The organism is Pseudomonas sp. GR 6-02 (assembly GCF_001655615.1).
GTDB lineage: Bacteria > Pseudomonadota > Gammaproteobacteria > Pseudomonadales > Pseudomonadaceae > Aquipseudomonas.
Genome location: NZ_CP011567.1, coordinates 497,287 through 515,033 on the forward strand (window position 1 = coordinate 497,287; position 17,747 = coordinate 515,033).

Sequence of the window (17,747 nt, forward strand, 5' to 3'; positions counted from 1 at the left end):
GGCCAAGTGCTATAAGAATATGTCGGCAGGCGCACAGTTTTCTCCAGCGAGGCGTCAAAAAGTAATGTTGTGGGCCAAAAGATTGCAGCCCGTAGGGGCTGCCGAAGGCTGTGATCTTTCCGAGGGATCAACGAAATTTGATGCTGATCGACTGCAATGGCTTGCCATCCCGATCGTGATAATTGACGCGAACCTGCTCGGCCTCGACGATCAGATGCGCGAAGTTGTCCTGGCTGATCACCTCGCTGGTCAGTTCATGCCGATAGTCGCCTGCCGCTGTTCGGGCCAGGGCCTGATCGAGGATGAAGGTCGATGCCTTGGCGTACGGCAGCAGTTTGCTGTTGCACAACGGTGAAGACACGATGGTGTGGACTTCGAAATCCGGGTCCTCGCTGTGGGTCAGGCGACTGGTGAGGGAGCCGTGGACATCGCCGGAGATGAACAAGACGTTTTTGATACGGCGTGTACGAATCGTCTCCAGCAGCCGTAGGCGTTGCTCCGGGAAGGCTTTCCAAGCGTCATCACCGTGAAGTTTACGGTCGGGATAGAACATGACACTGGTGACCACGAATTTGACCCGGGCCGGGTTATTGATCAGCCATTTGAGCAGGGCCTGTTCCTGTTCTTCGTCAAGGATGCGCCGGTCGTTGGCCGACAGATTGCGTCGGGTTCGACTGTCGGTGACAAACCACCCGATATCACCCTCGGAGAACTGATACCAATACTTTTCCAGTCTTTTGCTTACTTGCCCATTGGCCAGCAGCTCATACGTGGGGCTGTGACTGGCTTGATATAACTCATATGCTGCAATGGCGTTTTTGTATAAGTAATCATCGGCGTTACTTTTGTTGGCGGGCCAGTTGTCTTCTATTTCATGGTCGTCGAGGATCATGTAAGTCGGCATGCCCGACATTAACTTGGAAATATGAGGCTGCGAAAAGGCTGTGCGGTATTTTTTGAGAATGTCCTTGTATTCCCGGTCGGGGGCCACGAGGTTCAAGTCGTCGACGTAAATCTGATCGCCAGTCATCAGCATGGCACTGACGGGCGGTTCGGCGCTGTCCGCCAGGCTGTTGATCGAGGCAAAAATCCGGTCGCCCAACTGTGGGGCCGACGCAATGCCGGCGGTCATTCGCAGGTAACGACACGAGCCGACGATATAGGCCCGTGGCTGGCTGATTTTGCTGGACTGCGTGCGAAAGCGGTAAATCTCCCGTGGCCATTGCAGCGGCAGTTCCTGAACTGTCTCCACGGTATGCACCGGGCTCATGGGGCTGAACCAGCCTGCCTGGTACTCATAGTCGGTGTCGGTGACCAGGTCATTGAGTGCAATGACATCGGACATGTCGCGCAAGACGGACAGTTTTGCAAATACGCCTTTGGACCAGAGTTTCTCGCCTGTGCGTCGATAACGGATGCCCGCAAATACCAAGGCGTCGTTCTGTAATTCACCGCGCAAGAAAATACGCGCATGGTTAGTTGTGGTATGGCCGATAATTGGGCCGACAGTTGGTTTGAACATGTTCGAATCCATTCGAGGTAATGCTAACTAAGCAAATTAAGTCATCGAGGTTTCTATTAGAAATCTCCGAACTAAGCCTAGTTATTGGCTGGAGAAAAATATCGGGCAGAAGTGGACTGGGGTTGTAGGTGGCGTAAGCCTTAGATGTAGGAATAAGGCACGAAGAGGGTCAATCCCGTAGCAGCAGCCTCGCAAGCTCGACAGCTGCTACATAGGATGCTGAAACGCGGAGGGCTTTCTTCAGGGCAAAAAAAAGCCCCGCCAAATCGACGGGGTTGAGGTACGAGCGTGGCGCTCGGAAAACGTGGAACGCGATTGGCCCTCCGCCAGGGGAGGGCCAGTCGGTGTTACAGCAGGATGGTGCGGATGTCTGCCAGCAGGTCGCTCAGACGCTTGGTGAAGCGTGCAGCAGCGGCGCCGTTGATCACACGGTGATCGTAGGACAGCGACAGCGGTAGCATCAGTTTCGGCTGGAAGGCTTTGCCGTCCCAGACTGACTGGATGGTTGCCTTGGAAACACCGAGGATCGCCACTTCCGGCGCGTTGACGATCGGCGTGAAGCCGGTGCCGCCAATGTGGCCGAGGCTGGAAATGGTGAAGCAGGCGCCTTGCATCTCGTCCGACGAAAGCTTCTTGGTCCGGGCTTTCTCAGCCAGGGAAGCAGCTTCGGCGGCCAGTTGCAGGAGGCTCTTCTGGTCGACGTTCTTGATGACCGGTACCAGCAGGCCATCCGGGGTGTCGACGGCGAAGCCGATGTTCACGTATTTCTTGCGGATGATCGCTTTGCCGCTTGGTGCCAGCGAGCTGTTGAAGTCCGGCAGTTCCTTGAGCAGGTGTGCGCAGGACTTGAGCAGCAGCGGCAGGATGGTCAGCTTGACGCCGGCCTTCTCTGCAACGGCTTTCTGGGCGTTACGGAACGCTTCCAGCTCGGTGATATCCGCCGAGTCGAATTGCGTCACGTGCGGCACGTTCAGCCAGCTGCGGTGCAGGTTGGCAGCGCCGACCTGCATCAGGCGTGTCATCGGCACTTCTTCGATTTCGCCGAAGCGGCTGAAGTCCACGACCGGAATCGGCGGGATGCCCGCGCCGCCGGTTGCACCAGCTGCAGCGGCCGGAGCTTCCTTGGCCTTCTGCATCATGGCCTTGACGTAAACCTGAACGTCTTCCTTCAGGATGCGACCGTGCGGACCGCTGGCGCCGACAGCGCTCAGCTCGACGCCGAACTCGCGAGCCAGTTGACGCACGGCAGGGCCGGCGTGAACTTTCGCGCCAGGCTTGGCAGGAGCAGCAGCCGGGGCAGCAGCAGGAGCGGCGGCAGCCGGAGCGGCAGCGGCAGGCGCTGGAGCACTCGGCGCGGCAGCGGCAGTCGGAGCCGGGGCTGCAGCAGGTGCCGCGCCTTTGACTTTCAGCTTCAGGATCAGGTCGCCGGTACCGACTTCGTCATCCAGCTTGATGGAAATGCTTTCCACCACGCCAGCGGCAGGCGATGGGATTTCCATGCTCGCCTTGTCGGATTCCAGGGTGATCAGCGACTGATCGGCGGCAACAGTGTCGCCAGCCTTGACCAGTACTTCGATGATCTTGGCCTTGCCCGCCGAACCGATGTCCGGGACGTGAATGTCCTGAACGCTGTCGGCAACCGGTGCAGCCGGAGCCGCGGCGGCTGGCGCCGGAGCAGCGGCAGCAGGCGCAGCAGCCTGGGCAGGAGCGGCAGCAGCAGGGGCCGCAGCACCCGCCACTTCCAGATCCAGAATCAGGTCGCCCGTGCCGACTTCGTCGTTGAGCTTGACGCTGATGGCCTTGACCACGCCAGCGGCGGGCGAAGGGATTTCCATGCTGGCCTTGTCGGATTCCAGGGTGATCAGCGACTGATCAGCCTCGACGGTGTCGCCGACCTTGACCTGGATCTCGATGATCTGGGCCTTGCCCGACGAACCGATGTCCGGCACGTGCACTTGCTGGATGCTGGCAGCAGCCGGCGCGGCAGCAGGCGCCGCTGGCGCAGGTGCGGCAGCCGGTTTGGCTTCAGCTTTGGCTGGCGCAGCGGCCGCCGCAGGGGGCTGTATAGAGGCTGGGGCAGCGGCACCTTCGACTTCCAGTTCCAGCAGTTCGTCGCCTTCTTTCAGGCGATCGCCCAGCTTCACTTTCAGGCTCTTGATGATGCCGGCCTTAGGCGCAGGCACTTCCATGCTCGCCTTGTCCGATTCCAGCGTCAGGATGCTCTGATCGGCTTCGATACGGTCGCCGACCTTCACAAACAGTTCAATTACTTCACCTTCACCGCTGCCGATGTCAGGTACGCGAATGAGTTCGCTCACAGAGTGTCTCCTCAGCAGTCCAGTGGGTTGCGTTTTTCCGGGTTGATGCCGAACTTGGCGATGGCTTCAGCCACCACTTTAGGTTCGATGTCACCACGGTCAGCCAAGGCTTCCAGGGCTGCCAACACCACGAAATGACGGTCTACTTCGAAGAAGTGACGCAGCTTCTTGCGGCTGTCACTGCGGCCGAAACCATCGGTGCCCAGGACTTTGAATTCCTTGGACGGGACCCACTGACGAATTTGTTCAGCGAACAGCTTCATGTAGTCGGTAGAGGCAATGACCGGACCTTTACGGCCGTTCAGGCACTCTTCGACGTAGCTCAGCTTAGGCTTCTGGCCAGGGTGCAGACGGTTAGTGCGTTCAACGGCCAGGCCATCGCGACGCAGTTCGTTGAAGCTGGTAACGCTCCATACGTCGGCGCCGACGTTGAACTCTTCACGCAGGATCTTCGCCGCTTCACGGACTTCACGCAGGATGGTGCCGGAGCCCATCAGCTGAACGTGGTGCGCCGCTTCGCGGGTGTCTTCCTCGAGCAGGTACATGCCTTTCTTGATGCCTTCTTCGGCACCGGCCGGCATGGCTGGCTGCTGGTAGGACTCGTTCATTACGGTGATGTAGTAGAAGACGTCCTGTTGCTCTTCGGTCATCTTCTTCATGCCGTCCTGAATGATCACCGCCAGCTCGTAGCCGTAGGTTGGATCGTAGGTGCGGCAGTTCGGGATGGTCGCGGCCAGCAGGTGGCTGTGACCGTCTTCGTGTTGCAGGCCTTCACCGTTCAGGGTGGTACGGCCGGCGGTGCCGCCGATCAGGAAGCCACGGGTACGGCTGTCGCCAGCGGCCCAGGCCAGGTCGCCAATACGCTGGAAGCCGAACATCGAGTAGAAGATGTAGAACGGCAGCATCGGCTGGTTGTGGCTGGAGTACGAAGTACCGGCAGCGATGAAGGAGCTCATGGCGCCCGCTTCGTTGATGCCTTCCTCGAGGATCTGGCCCTTCTGGTCTTCCTTGTAGAACATCACCTGGTCTTTATCGACTGGCTCGTAGAGCTGGCCGACGGAGGAGTAGATGCCCAACTGACGGAACATGCCTTCCATACCGAAGGTACGGGCTTCGTCCGGGATGATCGGTACGATGCGCGGGCCGATTTCCTTGTCCTTGACCAGTTGCGCGAGGATCCGCACGAAGGCCATGGTGGTGGAGATTTCGCGGTCGCCCGAGCCGTCCAGGATCGCCTTGAGGGTGTCCAGTGGAGGGGTCGGGATGTTGAAGCTCTTGGCGCGACGCTGAGGCACGAAACCGCCCAGTGCGGTACGGCGCTCGGCCAGGTAACGGGCTTCGGCGCTGCCTTCTTCCGGTTTGAAGAATGGCAGGTTCTCCAACTCTTCGTCCCTGACCGGAATGTCGAAACGATCGCGGAACAACTTCAGGCTGTCGACATCGACTTTCTTGGTGTTGTGCGCAGTGTTTTTCGCTTCGCCGGCACCGGTGCCATAACCCTTGATGGTCTTGGCCAGGATGACAGTTGGTTGTTCCTTGTGGTTGACCGCTTCGTGGTATGCCGCGTAGACCTTGTACGGGTCGTGGCCGCCACGGTTGAGCTTCCAGATCTCGTCGTCGGACAGATCGGCAACCATCGCCTTGAGTTCTGGCGAGTTGAAGAAGTGTTCACGCACGAACGCGCCGTCTTTGGCTTTGTAGTTCTGGTACTCGCCGTCGATGACTTCGTCCATGCGGCGTTGCAGGATGCCGTCGACGTCCTTGGCCAGCAGTGGGTCCCAGAAGCGGCCCCAGATGACTTTGGTCACGTTCCACTGAGCACCGCGGAACACGCCTTCGAGTTCCTGGATGATCTTGCCGTTGCCGCGAACCGGGCCGTCGAGGCGCTGCAGGTTGCAGTTGATGACGAAGATCAGGTTGTCCAGCTTTTCGCGGCCGGCCAGGGAGATCGCGCCCAGGGATTCCGGCTCGTCGCACTCGCCGTCGCCCAGGAAGCACCAGACTTTCTGTTTGCCTGGCTGGATGAAGCCACGGTGTTCCAGGTACTTCATGAAGCGTGCCTGGTAGATCGCCTGGATCGGGCCCAGACCCATGGATACGGTCGGGAACTGCCAGAAGTCAGGCATCAGCCATGGGTGTGGGTAGGACGACAGGCCCTGACCGTCGACTTCCTGGCGGAAGTTGTTCATCTGGTCTTCGGTGATGCGGCCTTCCATGAATGCACGGGCGTAAACGCCTGGCGAGGTGTGGCCCTGGAAGTAGATCAGGTCGCCGCCGTGTTCGTCGGTCGGGGCCTGGAAGAAATAGTTGAAGCCGATGTCGTACAGGGTTGCGCTGGAGGCGAAGCTGGAGATATGACCGCCCAGGTCAGAATCTTTCAGGTTCGTGCGCATCACCATGGCCATCGCGTTCCAGCGTACCAGCGAGCGAATGCGGCGTTCCATGAACAGGTCGCCAGGCATGCGTGCTTCGTGGGTAACGGGAATGGTGTTGCGGTATGGCGTGGTGATGGCGTAAGGCAATTGCGAACCGCTACGGGTTGCGAGTTCGCCCATACGGGTCATCAGATAGTGAGCACGGTCTTCGCCTTCTTTGTCGAGAACCGATTCCAGGGCGTCCAGCCATTCCTGGGTTTCGACGGGATCGAGGTCTTGCATGGCTTGCTCCAGGGCGGAAAGGCTTCCAGAATCGGTTGCCTGAGTTTGCGACTGGCCTTGTGGGCAGACGATATAAATTCTTGGATTGCCGATAGGTTGTTCCGGCGGCGTGTAGTTTTACTACAAATCTTCGGGCATTTCAGCCTTTCGAATGTATAGACGAGTAGTAAAACTACAGATGATTGGCTTGTGGCCTCCGGCTGCGTTGTGAGAATAATCGTTAAGGTTGGTCTTTTGCCAATCGAAAAAGGTGGAAGCTTGATGATCGCTGCCAAAAAAAAAGAAATTTCAGCTATTTCTAACCTTTGTTCGACAGTCAGTCGCGTAGCGTGTTTTCACGAATCACTACATGCAGCCCTTCACACGCCGATCAAGGATAGACCATGAGCCTCCCTTCGCTTGCCGAACTGCCCGATGGGCTCCTGCCGTTAGTCACCCGCGCCGAGCAGTCGTTTCGTACGACAGTCGGGGTTCTTCCCGATGACCATGGCCTGTCTGCCTGGACGCCTGAGCGCTGGGCGCAATTCGCCCGCGTCGCCGCTGCCAGCGACTTTGTGATTGAACAGAGTCTGCGTGACCCTTTGATGTTGCTGGAACTGGTGCAGTCCGGCGAACTGGACCGCGCCTTGGCACCGGGCGAGTTGTGCGCACAGATCGCCATGGCGGTGAGCGCCGCCGAAACCGACGACCAGCTAGGCCGTGCCTTGCGCCGCCAGCGTAATCGTCACCAGGTGCGGATCATCTGGCGCGACCTGACTCGCCAGGCCGATCTGGTGCAGACCTGTCGCGACCTCTCGGACATGGCCGATGCCAGCATCGATCAGGCCTATCAGTGGTTGTACTCGCGGCATTGCCAGCAGTTCGGTGTGCCCACCGGGCGGCGCAGCGGCGAGCCGCAGCAGATGGTCATCCTCGGCATGGGCAAGCTCGGCGCGGTGGAGCTGAACCTGTCGTCGGACATCGATCTGATCTTTGCCTACCCCGAGGGCGGCGAAACCGTCGGCGTGAAGCGTTCGCTGGATAACCAGGAGTTTTTCATTCGCCTCGGCCAGCGTCTGATCAAGGCGCTGGACCCGATGACTGTCGACGGTTTTGTGTTCCGCGTCGACATGCGCCTGCGGCCTTATGGTTCGTCCGGCGCTCTGGTGCTGAGCTTCAATGCGCTGGAGCAGTATTACCAGGATCAGGGCCGTGACTGGGAACGCTACGCGATGATCAAGGCGCGGGTGGTGGCAGGTGATCAAGTGGCTGGCGCCCAGTTGCTCGAGATGCTGCGGCCGTTCGTTTACCGGCGTTACCTGGACTTCTCGGCCATCGAAGCGCTGCGCACCATGAAGCAGTTGATCCAGCAGGAAGTCCGGCGCAAGGGTATGGCCGACAACATCAAGCTTGGCTCCGGCGGCATCCGTGAAGTCGAGTTTATCGCCCAGGCCTTCCAGCTGATTCACGGTGGTCGCGACCTGAGCCTGCAGCAGCGTCCTCTATTAAAAGTACTGAGCACCCTGGAGGGGCAGGGCTATCTGCCGCCGGCGGTGGTCAGCGAACTGCGCCAAGGCTACGAATTCCTGCGTTACACCGAGCACGCGATTCAGGCGATTGCCGACCGCCAGACCCAGATGTTGCCGGACGGCCCGCAGGATCAGGCGCGCATTGCCTTCATGCTCGGGTTTGCCAACTGGACGGCATTCCACGAACAACTGATGTACTGGCGTGGCCGGGTGGCCTGGCACTTTGGTCAGGTGATTGCCGATCCCGATGAAGAGCAGGGCACCGAGAGCGAAGTGGTGGTCGGCGGGGAATGGCTGCCGCTGTGGGAAGAAGCCCAGGACGAAGAAGCCGCGTGCCGCCAACTCGAAGAGGGCGGTTTCGCCGATGCCGCCAAGGCGCTGAAAGCATTGGCCAGTCTGCGCAGCAGTCCGCAATTGCGTGCCATGCAGCGCCTGGGGCGGGAACGCCTCGATGCTTTTATACCGCGCTTGCTGGCCCAGGCCGTGGAGCACGCCAATCCCGATCTGGTGCTGGAGCGCGTGCTGCCACTGGTTGAAGCGGTGGCGCGGCGTTCCGCCTATCTGGTGCTGCTGACCGAAAACCCCGGTGCGCTGCGCCGTCTGCTGACACTGTGCGCGGCGAGCCCGTGGATTGCCGAACAGATCACGCGCTTCCCGTTGCTGCTCGACGAATTGCTCAACGAAGGCCGGCTGTTCAAGCCGCCGCTGGCGCCGGAGCTGGCGGCCGAGTTGCGCGAGCGTCTGACGCGGATTCCCGAAGACGACCTCGAACAACAAATGGAAGCCCTGCGGCATTTCAAACTGGCGCACCGCTTGCGTGTCGCAGCTTCGGAAATTGCCGGTAGCCTGCCGTTGATGAAAGTCAGCGATTACCTGACCTGGCTTGCCGAAGCGATCCTCGAACAAGTGCTGGCCCTGGCCTGGCGCCAGACGGTGGCCAAGTACGGTACACCGCTGCGCACCGATGGCAGCGTGTGCGACCCTGGATTCATCATTGTCGGTTACGGGAAAGTCGGCGGCCTGGAATTGGGGCACAGTTCGGACCTGGACCTGGTGTTCATCCATGACGCGGATCCGCAAGCGGAAACCGACGGCCCGAAACCCATCGACGGTGCACAGTTCTTTACCCGGCTCGGGCAGCGGATCATTCACTTGCTGACGGCTCAGACCAACTCCGGTCAGCTATATGAAGTGGACATGCGCCTGCGGCCGTCCGGTGCTTCCGGTTTGCTGGTGAGTTCATTGGGCGCGTTTGCCCGGTATCAGGAGAACGAGGCCTGGACCTGGGAGCACCAGGCGCTGGTGCGGGCGCGGGTGCTGGTGGGTAGTCAGGATGTCGGCCAGGCATTCGAGAAGGTTCGCGCGACGGTATTGGCCAAATCGCGGGACTTGTCGACCTTGCGCCAGGAGGTCAGCGAGATGCGCGCCAAGATGCGCGATAATCTCGGCAGCAAGAGCACTGCGGCGGGCACGGCGGCAAATGCCTTCGAGGCCACGGCGCCGTTCGATCTCAAGCAGGACGCTGGAGGTATCGTCGATATTGAATTTATGGTGCAATACGCGGCTCTGGCGTGGTCTGAAACACATCCGTCATTGCTGCGCTATACCGACAATATCCGCATTCTGGAAGGGCTGGAGGAGGAAGGGTTGATACCCGCCGAAGACGCCAGCCTGTTGCGTGAGGCTTATAAAGCCTACCGCTCCGCCGCTCACCGGGAGGCCTTGCAGAAGGATGCCGGTGTGATACCGGGCGACCAGTTCGCGGATGAGCGACGGCAGGTCATGCGGATCTGGCGTGAGCTGGGGTTAAGCTGACATGAGTGTGGCAGGCTTTTGTGGCGAGGGAGCTTGCTCCCGCTGGAGTGCGAAGCACTCCCATATCAGATTGTGCGGTCCGCCAGATTAAAACGCAGTGGCAGTTTTGGTGCTGCTTCGCAGCCCAGCGGGAGCAAGCTCCCTCGCCACAGAGGGTTATGCTAACTAACATGGATGTGTATTAAATTTATTCGACGAGCCCCAGCCGGCTCGTCCAAATGACCTGGCGGCTCACCCCGCAGGTGCTGGATTCTCGAGGCGGGGAGGCGTATGCCTCCCCGGTTCGTTTTTGGAAACCACATGAAAATTCTGATCGTTGGGCCCAGTTGGGTCGGTGACATGGTGATGGCGCAGACACTTTTTCAGTGTCTCAAACAACGCCACCCGCAGTGCGAAATCGACGTGCTGGCCCCCGAGTGGAGCCGGCCGATCCTCGAGCGCATGCCCGAAGTACGCCAGGCCTTGAGCTTCCCGCTCGGCCACGGCGTGCTGGAACTGGCGACGCGTCGGCGCATCGGTAAATCCCTGGCCGGTCAGTACGACCAGGCCATCCTGCTGCCCAATTCGCTGAAATCGGCCCTGGTGCCGTTTTTTGCCGGCATCCCGAAACGCACCGGCTGGCGTGGCGAGTTCCGCTACGGCCTGCTCAATGATGTGCGCACGCTCGACAAAGAGCGTTATCCGTTGATGATCGAGCGCTTCATGGCCCTGGCCTTTGAGCCTGGCATCGAGCTGCCGAAACCTTATCCACGGCCGAGCTTGCAGATCGATCCGGTGACTCGCGACGGCGCACTGGCCAAGTTCGGCCTGGCCCTTGACCGTCCAGTGTTGGCGCTGTGCCCTGGCGCCGAATTTGGCGAGTCCAAGCGCTGGCCGTCCGAGCACTATGCCAAGGTCGCCGAGGCGAAGATTCGTGAAGGCTGGCAAGTCTGGCTGTTCGGCTCGAAAAACGATCACGCGGTGGGCGAAGACATTCGTGGGCGGTTGATTCCGGGGCTGCGTGAAGAGTCGGTAAACCTCAGTGGCGGCACTTCCTTGGCCGAGGCCATCGATCTGCTGTCCTGCGCCGACGCGGTGGTCTCCAACGACTCGGGCCTGATGCACGTGGCTGCCGCGCTGAACCGCCCGTTGGTGGCGGTGTACGGCTCGACGTCGCCGGGTTTCACGCCACCGCTGGCCGAGCATGTCGAGATCGTGCGCCTGGGCATCGAATGCAGTCCGTGCTTCGATCGCACCTGCCGTTTCGGTCATTACAACTGCTTGCGCCAGCTCATGCCCAAAGCGGTGAACGAAGCCTTGCAGCGGTTGCTGGGCACTGTGGTCGAGGTCAAATAGTTTGCGGGTACTGTTGATCAAGACTTCTTCGCTGGGCGACGTGATTCACGCGTTGCCAGCGTTGACCGATGCGGCGAGGGCGATCCCCGGCATCAAGTTCGACTGGGTGGTGGAAGAAGGTTTCGCCGAGATTCCGACCTGGCACCCGGCCGTGGGCAAGGTGATTCCGGTGGCGATCCGTCGCTGGCGCAAGAACATCTGGCAGACCATCAAGAGTGGCGAGTGGAAGCGCTTCAAGCAAAGCGTTCGTGCGACGAAATACGACTTGGTGATCGATGCCCAGGGCCTGCTGAAAAGTGCGTTGCTGACGCGCTATGCCAAAGCGCCGGTGGCCGGGCTGGACAAGAATTCGGCCCGCGAACCGATCGCCGCGCGCTTCTATTCCCGACGCCTGGCCGTGGCCCGTGGGCAGCACGCGGTTGAGCGAGTGCGTCAGCTGTTCGCGGTGGCCCTGGGTTACGACCTGCCCAAAGGCCTGGGTGATTACGGCCTGAACGTCGAGCGGCTGGTGGAATTGCCGCGCAAGAATCCGTACGTGGTGTTTCTCCACGGCACCACCTGGGACACCAAGCACTGGCCCGAAGCCTATTGGCGCGAGCTGGCCGAGCGGGTGGGTTATCTCGGCGTGGCGGTGAAGCTGCCATGGGGCAACCCGGTCGAAAAAGCCCGCGCCGAGCGCATCGCCAAAGACATGAAACACGTCGAAGTGCTACCCAGGCTGAACCTGGCGGGTGTCGGCAAAGTCCTGGCCGGCGCGCAGGCGTGCGTGGCGGTGGACACCGGCCTCGGTCACCTGGCTGCGGCGCTGGACGTGCCGACCCTGTCGCTGTTCGGCCCGACCAATCCGGGCCTGACCGGCGCCTATGGCAAATCGCAGATTCACATGGCCAGCGACTTCCCTTGCGCACCGTGCCTGCAAAAGAAATGCACCTATCAACCGACGGCCGACGATGCCCGTCGGTTTGACCTGAAACGCGAGTGGCCCCTGTGCTTCACGCGTCTGAATCCCGAGCGTGTCGCGAGCCGACTGAGCACGTTGTTACTGGCTGAGGAGCTGCGCTGATGCAATTGGCATTTGTCCTGTACAAGTACTTTCCCTTTGGCGGCTTGCAGCGTGACTTCATGCGCATCGCCCTTGAATGCCAGCAGCGCGGCCATCAAATTCGTGTCTACACGTTGATCTGGGAAGGCGACATCCCGCCGGGCTTCGAAGTGTTGGTGGCGCCGGTCAAGGCGTTCTTCAATCATCGGCGCAACGAGAAACTCACCGAATGGATGGAGGCCGACCTGGCCAAGCGCCCGGTGGATCGCCTGATCGGTTTCAATAAAATGCCGGGCCTGGACGTTTACTACGCCGCCGACGGCTGCTTCGAAGACAAGGCGCAAAACCTGCGCAACTCGCTGTACCGTCGCTGGGGCCGCTACCGGCACTTCGCCGAGTACGAGCGCGCGGTGTTCGCCAAAGATGCCAAGACCGAAGTGCTGATGATTTCCGAAGTCCAGCAGCCGCTGTTCATCAAGCATTACGACACACCGCTGGAGCGCTTCCATTTGCTGCCACCGGGCATTGCCCAAGACCGTCGTCGCCCCGCGAACGCGGATGAAATTCGCGCCGGGTTCCGCGCCGAATTCAACCTGAAGGACGATGAGCTGCTGCTGGTGCAGATCGGTTCCGGGTTCAAGACCAAAGGCGTGGACCGTAGCCTCAAGGCACTGGCCGCGCTGCCCGCCGAGCTGAAAAAACGCACCCGGCTGTTTGTAATTGGCCAGGACGACCCCAAAGTATTCCAATTGCAGAGCGCCACATTGGGGCTCGGCGACAACGTGCAATTCCTCAAGGGCCGCAGCGATATCCCGCGCTTCCTGCTCGGTGCCGATCTGCTGATCCACCCGGCGTACAACGAAAACACCGGGACGGTATTGCTTGAAGCCCTGGTAGCCGGTTTGCCGGTGTTGGTGAGCGCGGTGTGTGGGTATGCCCATTACATCGCCGAGGCCGACGCGGGTCTGGTGCTGGACGAACCCTTCGATCAGGCGCAACTGACTCAGTACCTGACCGGCATGTTGAACGACACTGATGCACGGGCGGCCTGGAGCCGCAACGGTCTGGCCTTCGCCGAGACGGCCGACCTCTACAGCATGCCGCAGCACGCGGCCGATGTGATTCTGGCGGAGCACGCTTAATGAAGTTGATGCTGGCTGAACCGTTCAAGAGCCTCTGGGCCGGACGCGACCCGTTCGCCGAAGTCGAGGACCTCAAGGGCGAGGTGTACCGCGAGCTCGAAGCGCGCCGGACACTGCGAACTGAAGTGGACGGCCACGGGTACTTCGTGAAGATCCACCGGGGCATCGGCTGGGGTGAGATTTTCAAGAACCTGCTGACCGCCAAGCTGCCGGTGCTGGGCGCGGGCCAGGAGTGGAAGGCCATTGAGCGCCTGCAAGAAGTCGGCGTGCCGACCATGACTGCCGTCGCTTATGGCGAAAAGGGCAGCAACCCGGCGGATCAGCATTCGTTCATCGTCACTGAAGAATTGGCGCCCACCGTCAGCCTTGAAGATTTCAGCATCGACTGGGTCAAGCACCCGCCGGAGCCAAAGCTCAAGCGCGCGCTGATCGCCGAAGTCGCGCGCATGACCGGCATGATGCACCGCGCCGGGGTCAACCATCGCGACTGCTACATCTGCCACTTCCTGCTGCACACCGATAAGCCGGTGACCTGCGATGACCTCAAGTTGTCGGTGATCGACCTGCACCGCGCCCAGGCCCGCCCGACGATTACCCGGCGCTGGCGCAACAAGGACCTGGCGGCGCTGTATTTTTCGGCGCTGGAGATCGGCCTGACCCGTCGCGACAAACTGCGTTTCCTCAAGGGGTACTTCCAGCAGCCCCTGCGCCAGATACTGGTTGAAGAAGCCGGGTTACTGGCGTGGCTCGAAGGCAAGGCCAACAAGCTCTACGAGCGTAAACAGCGCTACGGGGATGCGCTCTGATGTCGGGTTGGACACTGGAGCCGGCTTACAGCGATCTGGCAGAAGATTTCGGCAGTCTTGATGCGGTGTTTGCCCTCGAGGGCGAGCAACTGACCCATGATCCGCTGTCCGAAGTTATTCGCGTCCAGCGCAAAGGCGTCAACTATTACGTCAAACGCTACGTCAGTGCCGGCAAAGGCCTGCGGCGCTACCTGGGCAAACCTCGGGTCAAGGCCGAATGGCAGAACCTCAAGCGTTTCGCCAAGTGGGGCATTCCCACCGCAGAGGTTGTGGCCTGGGGGTTGGAGCGGCACGGTGTGACGTACGCCCGTGGGGCAATGATCACCCGCGAACTGCCGCATACCGAAGACTTGTCGGTCCTGGCTAATCGGCATGATCCGAAACTGGCGGACCGCGCCTGGGTTGATACCGTCAGTCGCCAATTGGCCGGTTACACCCGGACCATGCACGACAACCGTTTCACTCATAATGATTTGAAGTGGCGCAACCTGTTGGTCGACGATGAGGCCCGGCTGTTCCTGATCGATTGCCCCAACGGCGATTTCTGGCGCGGCTTCTGGCTCAAATACCGCATCACCAAAGACCTGGCCTGCCTCGACAAGGTCGCCAAGTATCACCTGTCGGCGACCCAGCGCCTGCGCTTTTACCTGCAATACCGCCAATGCGCCCGGCTCGATGCCGCGGACAAGAAACGCATTCGGCACGTGGTGAGATTTTTTGAGGGGCGCGAATGACTGATTTTCTGGCTGCTGAAGACCGCGCGCTGTTTGAGCGTCATGGTCTCGGCACCTTCGACGCGCTTTGGGCCAAACAGCTCGACGCGGTGGACGAGCCCAATACCGGTCGGGGTGGCTGGAGCAGTGTGTTTCGGCTGGATCTGGACGGTCATGGCTACTACCTCAAGCGCCAGAGCAACTACCTGACGCGCTCCCGGCATTCGCCCTTTGGCGAGCCGAGTTTTGCCCGTGAATTTCGCAACATCAGTCGTTATCGGGCGCTGGGTATTCCGGCGCTGCAGGCGGCGTTTTTTGGTGAGCGCAAGGTCGACGGCGAAGTTCGGGCGATTCTGCTGACTCACGCACTGGACGGTTGGGATGATCTGGATTCGCTGTTGCAGCGCTGGTCGGAGCTGAGCGCGATACAGCACTCGGCCATTCTCAAGGCCTGTGGGCAACTGGCGCGACGCCTGCACGGCAGGCGCCAGGTCCACGGTTGCTTCTACCCCAAGCACATTTTTCTTCAGGCCACCGGCGACGGCTATCAGGCGCAATTGATCGACCTGGAAAAAACCCGGCCGCTGTTTTTCGGCCGGCGTGATCGGATCAAGGATCTGGAGCCGCTGCTGCGTCGGGCGCCGGAATGGAGCGACAGCCAGCTGCGCGAATTGTTGGCGGTTTATCTGGATCAGCCGCTGAACAGTTCGCGGGTGGACCGTTGGGTATCGCGCCTGAGTGCGCGGCGCAGTAACAAGGAGACGCGTTGATGCGTTTGTCCGAGCTGAAAAACGCCGGCCGCAGCCCGAGCCTGCCGCTGAGTATTCCACTGGCCGATGCCGCGGGGCCTGCCGATTTGCAGTTGCTGAGTCTGCTGCGGGTGTTGCCGGGACAGCGTTATGTTGGGGCTGGCGTCTGGCGCGGCCGGCCGGTGCTGGCCAAGTTGTTGGTCGGTGGCAAAGCGGCGCGGCATTTTCAACGCGAACTGGACGGTGTGCGTTTGCTGGCCGCTCAGGGGCTGACCACGCCGTTGTTATTGGCCGATGGCCTCAAGGACGGCGAGGGCGGTTGGCTGTTGTTCGATTTCCTTGAGGGTGCCGAGAGCCTGGGGGATGCCTGGAAGCAGGTCGAACACTTGCCCGCATTGGCGGATGAACAATCCGCGGTGCTGGCTGAGGCGTTGGGCGCCATCGGCCAACTGCACAGCAAAGGCCTGTGGCAGGAAGACCTGCACCTGGACAACCTGCTGCGCCATGGCGGTCAGTTGTATTTGATCGATGGCGCCGGTATCTGCGTCGAGACGGCGGGCAAGCCGCTGTCGCAACAGAAAGTCCTGGAAAACCTCGGGGTGTTCTTCGCCCAGTTGCCCAAAGTGCTGGAACCCTTCACCGAAGAGTTGCTGGTGTATTACCTGCTGAGTAATGGCGAACACGCGTTGCCGATGGAGGCGTTGCAAAAACAGATCGACAAGGTCCGTCGCTGGCGTTTGAAGGACTTTCTGATCAAGGTCGGCCGCGAATGCACGCTGTTCAGCGTCCAGCGTGGTGCGTTCGGCTTGCGGGCGATTCGCCGTGAGGAAGAGGCGGCGATGCTGCCGGTGCTGGCACAGGCCGACGCCTTGCTCGATCAGGGGCATCTGTACAAGACCGGCGGCGCGGCGAGCGTCGGCAAGGTCGAGGTGGCCGGGCGCACATTGGTGGTCAAGCGTTACAACATCAAAGGCTTTACCCACTGGCTCAAGCGTTTCTGGCGCCCGAGCCGCGCCTGGCACTCATGGCGCGAAGGCAATCGCCTGGCGTTCCTCGGTATTGCCACGCCAAAACCATTGGCGTTGCTGGAGAAGCGTTTTCTCTGGCTGCGCAGCCGGGCGTACCTGGTGACCGAGTATTTGCCGGGGCCGGACATCATCGAGCGCTTCGCGCCGTACGTTGAGAGCGGGGACGCGCCAGAGGCTGAGCTGCAGGCTCTGGATTACCTGTTCGCCGAGCTGATTGGCGAGCGGATCAGCCATGGCGATTTCAAGGGCCATAACCTGTTCTGGCAACAGGATCGCTGGGCGCTGATCGACCTGGATTCGATGTGTCAGCATGGTTCGCTCAGCAGCTTTGCCCCCGCGTATGCGCGGGATAGGGCGCGGTTCATGCGCAACTGGCCCGAGAGCAGTGCGCTGTACCAAGTGATTGATCAGCGTCTGCCCAAAGATATTTCTAGCGCTGCTTGACGCGGGTCTTCGACGCCATCGCGGGCTTGCCCGCGATGGCGCCAGATCAGTCTCCCGAGAACTGGCGGACAAGTTCTTGTGAATCGTCCTACATGATCTGCAGAACCCATGAACTGTGCCCTGAATAGCCGCGATGCTAGTTTGCCTGACGTTCTCGGAGGGCAGATTTTGACGATAAAAATGGCTGTGATGTTGAGCTCTTTTTCACTGGCGCTGTCTGGCTGCGGGACCGCTGTCACGGTGCTGCAGGATGACGAAGACGCCGCTCGTGGCCTCAGAAAGCAAAAGACCTACTGTCAGTCCATTCCTCGCATCTACAGCGGTCTGGCTCACGACTTTTGTCTCCTGCACGCGCCGCCCGATCCCACGGGTATTCTGGTGCCGTTCGTATTGCTGGACTTGACCCTTTCGGGTGTATTCGACACGGTTTTCTTGCCCTATACGATTTACCGGCAAGCTGCCGACGGAAACATCAGGATTTACTGGCGGCCGGGTCGCGGATGAGCAAAGGCGAACGCTTGGGCTCGACGTCATCTTCACGGCGCCGATAAGGGCAGGGTCATTCCCGCCACGTTTACGCTATAATCCCGCCCTTTAGCTGTCTCTCGCCCCTTGCGAGGGCACATTAATTTTTGAGGCGCGTTGCGCCTGCATGCAGACTAAAGAGG

The 17,747-nt window shown here is 60.4% G+C and carries 12 protein-coding genes; 9 read left to right on the plus strand and 3 right to left on the minus strand.

Features of this window, described 5'->3' with window-relative positions:
- Positions 1 to 127: 127 nt before the first annotated feature.
- The 3 genes from PGR6_RS02155 to aceE form a co-directional block, all read right to left on the minus strand.
- On the minus strand, positions 128 to 1,522 hold the full coding sequence (locus PGR6_RS02155; protein WP_064615978.1) for an alkaline phosphatase D family protein: 1,395 nt from the start codon (positions 1,520 to 1,522) through the stop codon (positions 128 to 130).
- A 347-nt stretch (positions 1,523 to 1,869) separates the two neighbouring features.
- Positions 1,870 to 3,840, minus strand: coding sequence for a dihydrolipoyllysine-residue acetyltransferase (gene aceF / locus PGR6_RS02160; RefSeq protein ID WP_064615981.1), 1,971 nt, complete (start codon positions 3,838 to 3,840; stop codon positions 1,870 to 1,872).
- Between the two features lie 11 nt (positions 3,841 to 3,851).
- A complete protein-coding gene (gene aceE / locus PGR6_RS02165; protein ID WP_018928562.1) occupies positions 3,852 to 6,497 on the minus strand; it encodes a pyruvate dehydrogenase (acetyl-transferring), homodimeric type in 2,646 nt (881 codons plus the stop codon).
- A 383-nt stretch (positions 6,498 to 6,880) separates the two neighbouring features.
- Between aceE and glnE the strand changes: the two genes are divergently transcribed.
- The 9 genes from glnE (at position 6,881) to PGR6_RS02210 (ending at position 17,583) form a co-directional block, all read left to right on the plus strand.
- Entirely contained in the window at positions 6,881 to 9,820 is a 2,940-nt protein-coding gene (gene glnE, locus PGR6_RS02170) for a bifunctional [glutamate--ammonia ligase]-adenylyl-L-tyrosine phosphorylase/[glutamate--ammonia-ligase] adenylyltransferase (protein WP_064615983.1), read from the plus strand.
- A gap of 300 nt (positions 9,821 to 10,120) precedes the next feature.
- A complete protein-coding gene (waaF, locus tag PGR6_RS02175) occupies positions 10,121 to 11,155 on the plus strand; it encodes a lipopolysaccharide heptosyltransferase II (RefSeq protein ID WP_018928560.1) in 1,035 nt (344 codons plus the stop codon).
- Position 11,156: 1 nt separating this feature from the next.
- Positions 11,157 to 12,218 (plus strand): lipopolysaccharide heptosyltransferase I, encoded by a 1,062-nt coding sequence (gene waaC, locus PGR6_RS02180; RefSeq protein WP_007939663.1) that lies wholly within the window; start codon positions 11,157 to 11,159, stop codon positions 12,216 to 12,218.
- A complete protein-coding gene (locus tag PGR6_RS02185; RefSeq protein ID WP_018928558.1) occupies positions 12,218 to 13,339 on the plus strand; it encodes a glycosyltransferase family 4 protein in 1,122 nt (373 codons plus the stop codon). The genes waaC and PGR6_RS02185 overlap by 1 nt, the downstream gene beginning before the upstream one ends.
- Positions 13,339 to 14,145: a lipopolysaccharide core heptose(I) kinase RfaP gene (rfaP, locus tag PGR6_RS02190; RefSeq protein WP_018928557.1), complete on the plus strand. Its 807-nt coding sequence runs from the start codon at positions 13,339 to 13,341 to the stop codon at positions 14,143 to 14,145. Before PGR6_RS02185 ends, rfaP begins: the two co-directional genes overlap by 1 nt.
- Positions 14,145 to 14,879 carry a lipopolysaccharide kinase InaA family protein gene (locus PGR6_RS02195; protein WP_018928556.1) on the plus strand — a complete coding sequence of 245 codons (735 nt, stop codon included), beginning with the start codon at positions 14,145 to 14,147 and terminating at the stop codon, positions 14,877 to 14,879. The genes rfaP and PGR6_RS02195 overlap by 1 nt, the downstream gene beginning before the upstream one ends.
- Positions 14,876 to 15,628, plus strand: a complete 753-nt coding sequence (locus PGR6_RS02200; RefSeq protein ID WP_064615984.1) for a lipopolysaccharide kinase InaA family protein — start codon at positions 14,876 to 14,878, stop codon at positions 15,626 to 15,628. The genes PGR6_RS02195 and PGR6_RS02200 overlap by 4 nt, the downstream gene beginning before the upstream one ends.
- Positions 15,628 to 17,079, plus strand: a complete 1,452-nt coding sequence (locus PGR6_RS02205) for a lipopolysaccharide kinase InaA family protein (RefSeq protein ID WP_064615985.1) — start codon at positions 15,628 to 15,630, stop codon at positions 17,077 to 17,079. Before PGR6_RS02200 ends, PGR6_RS02205 begins: the two co-directional genes overlap by 1 nt.
- A 168-nt stretch (positions 17,080 to 17,247) precedes the next feature.
- Positions 17,248 to 17,583: a YceK/YidQ family lipoprotein gene (locus tag PGR6_RS02210; protein WP_081626544.1), complete on the plus strand. Its 336-nt coding sequence runs from the start codon at positions 17,248 to 17,250 to the stop codon at positions 17,581 to 17,583.
- Positions 17,584 to 17,747 lie beyond the last annotated feature (164 nt).

Excerpts from the sequence above, each read along its gene's own strand:
- PGR6_RS02155 (WP_064615978.1), bottom strand. The coding sequence starts at position 1,522 with ATGTTCAAACCAACTGTCGGCCCAATTATCGGCCATACCACAACTAAC.
- aceE (WP_018928562.1), bottom strand. The coding sequence starts at position 6,497 with ATGCAAGACCTCGATCCCGTCGAAACCCAGGAATGGCTGGACGCCCTG.
- glnE (WP_064615983.1), top strand. The coding sequence starts at position 6,881 with ATGAGCCTCCCTTCGCTTGCCGAACTGCCCGATGGGCTCCTGCCGTTA.
- waaF (WP_018928560.1), top strand. The coding sequence starts at position 10,121 with ATGAAAATTCTGATCGTTGGGCCCAGTTGGGTCGGTGACATGGTGATG.
- PGR6_RS02185 (WP_018928558.1), top strand. The coding sequence starts at position 12,218 with ATGCAATTGGCATTTGTCCTGTACAAGTACTTTCCCTTTGGCGGCTTG.
- rfaP (WP_018928557.1), top strand. The coding sequence starts at position 13,339 with ATGAAGTTGATGCTGGCTGAACCGTTCAAGAGCCTCTGGGCCGGACGC.
- PGR6_RS02195 (WP_018928556.1), top strand. The coding sequence starts at position 14,145 with ATGTCGGGTTGGACACTGGAGCCGGCTTACAGCGATCTGGCAGAAGAT.
- PGR6_RS02200 (WP_064615984.1), top strand. The coding sequence starts at position 14,876 with ATGACTGATTTTCTGGCTGCTGAAGACCGCGCGCTGTTTGAGCGTCAT.
- PGR6_RS02205 (WP_064615985.1), top strand. The coding sequence starts at position 15,628 with ATGCGTTTGTCCGAGCTGAAAAACGCCGGCCGCAGCCCGAGCCTGCCG.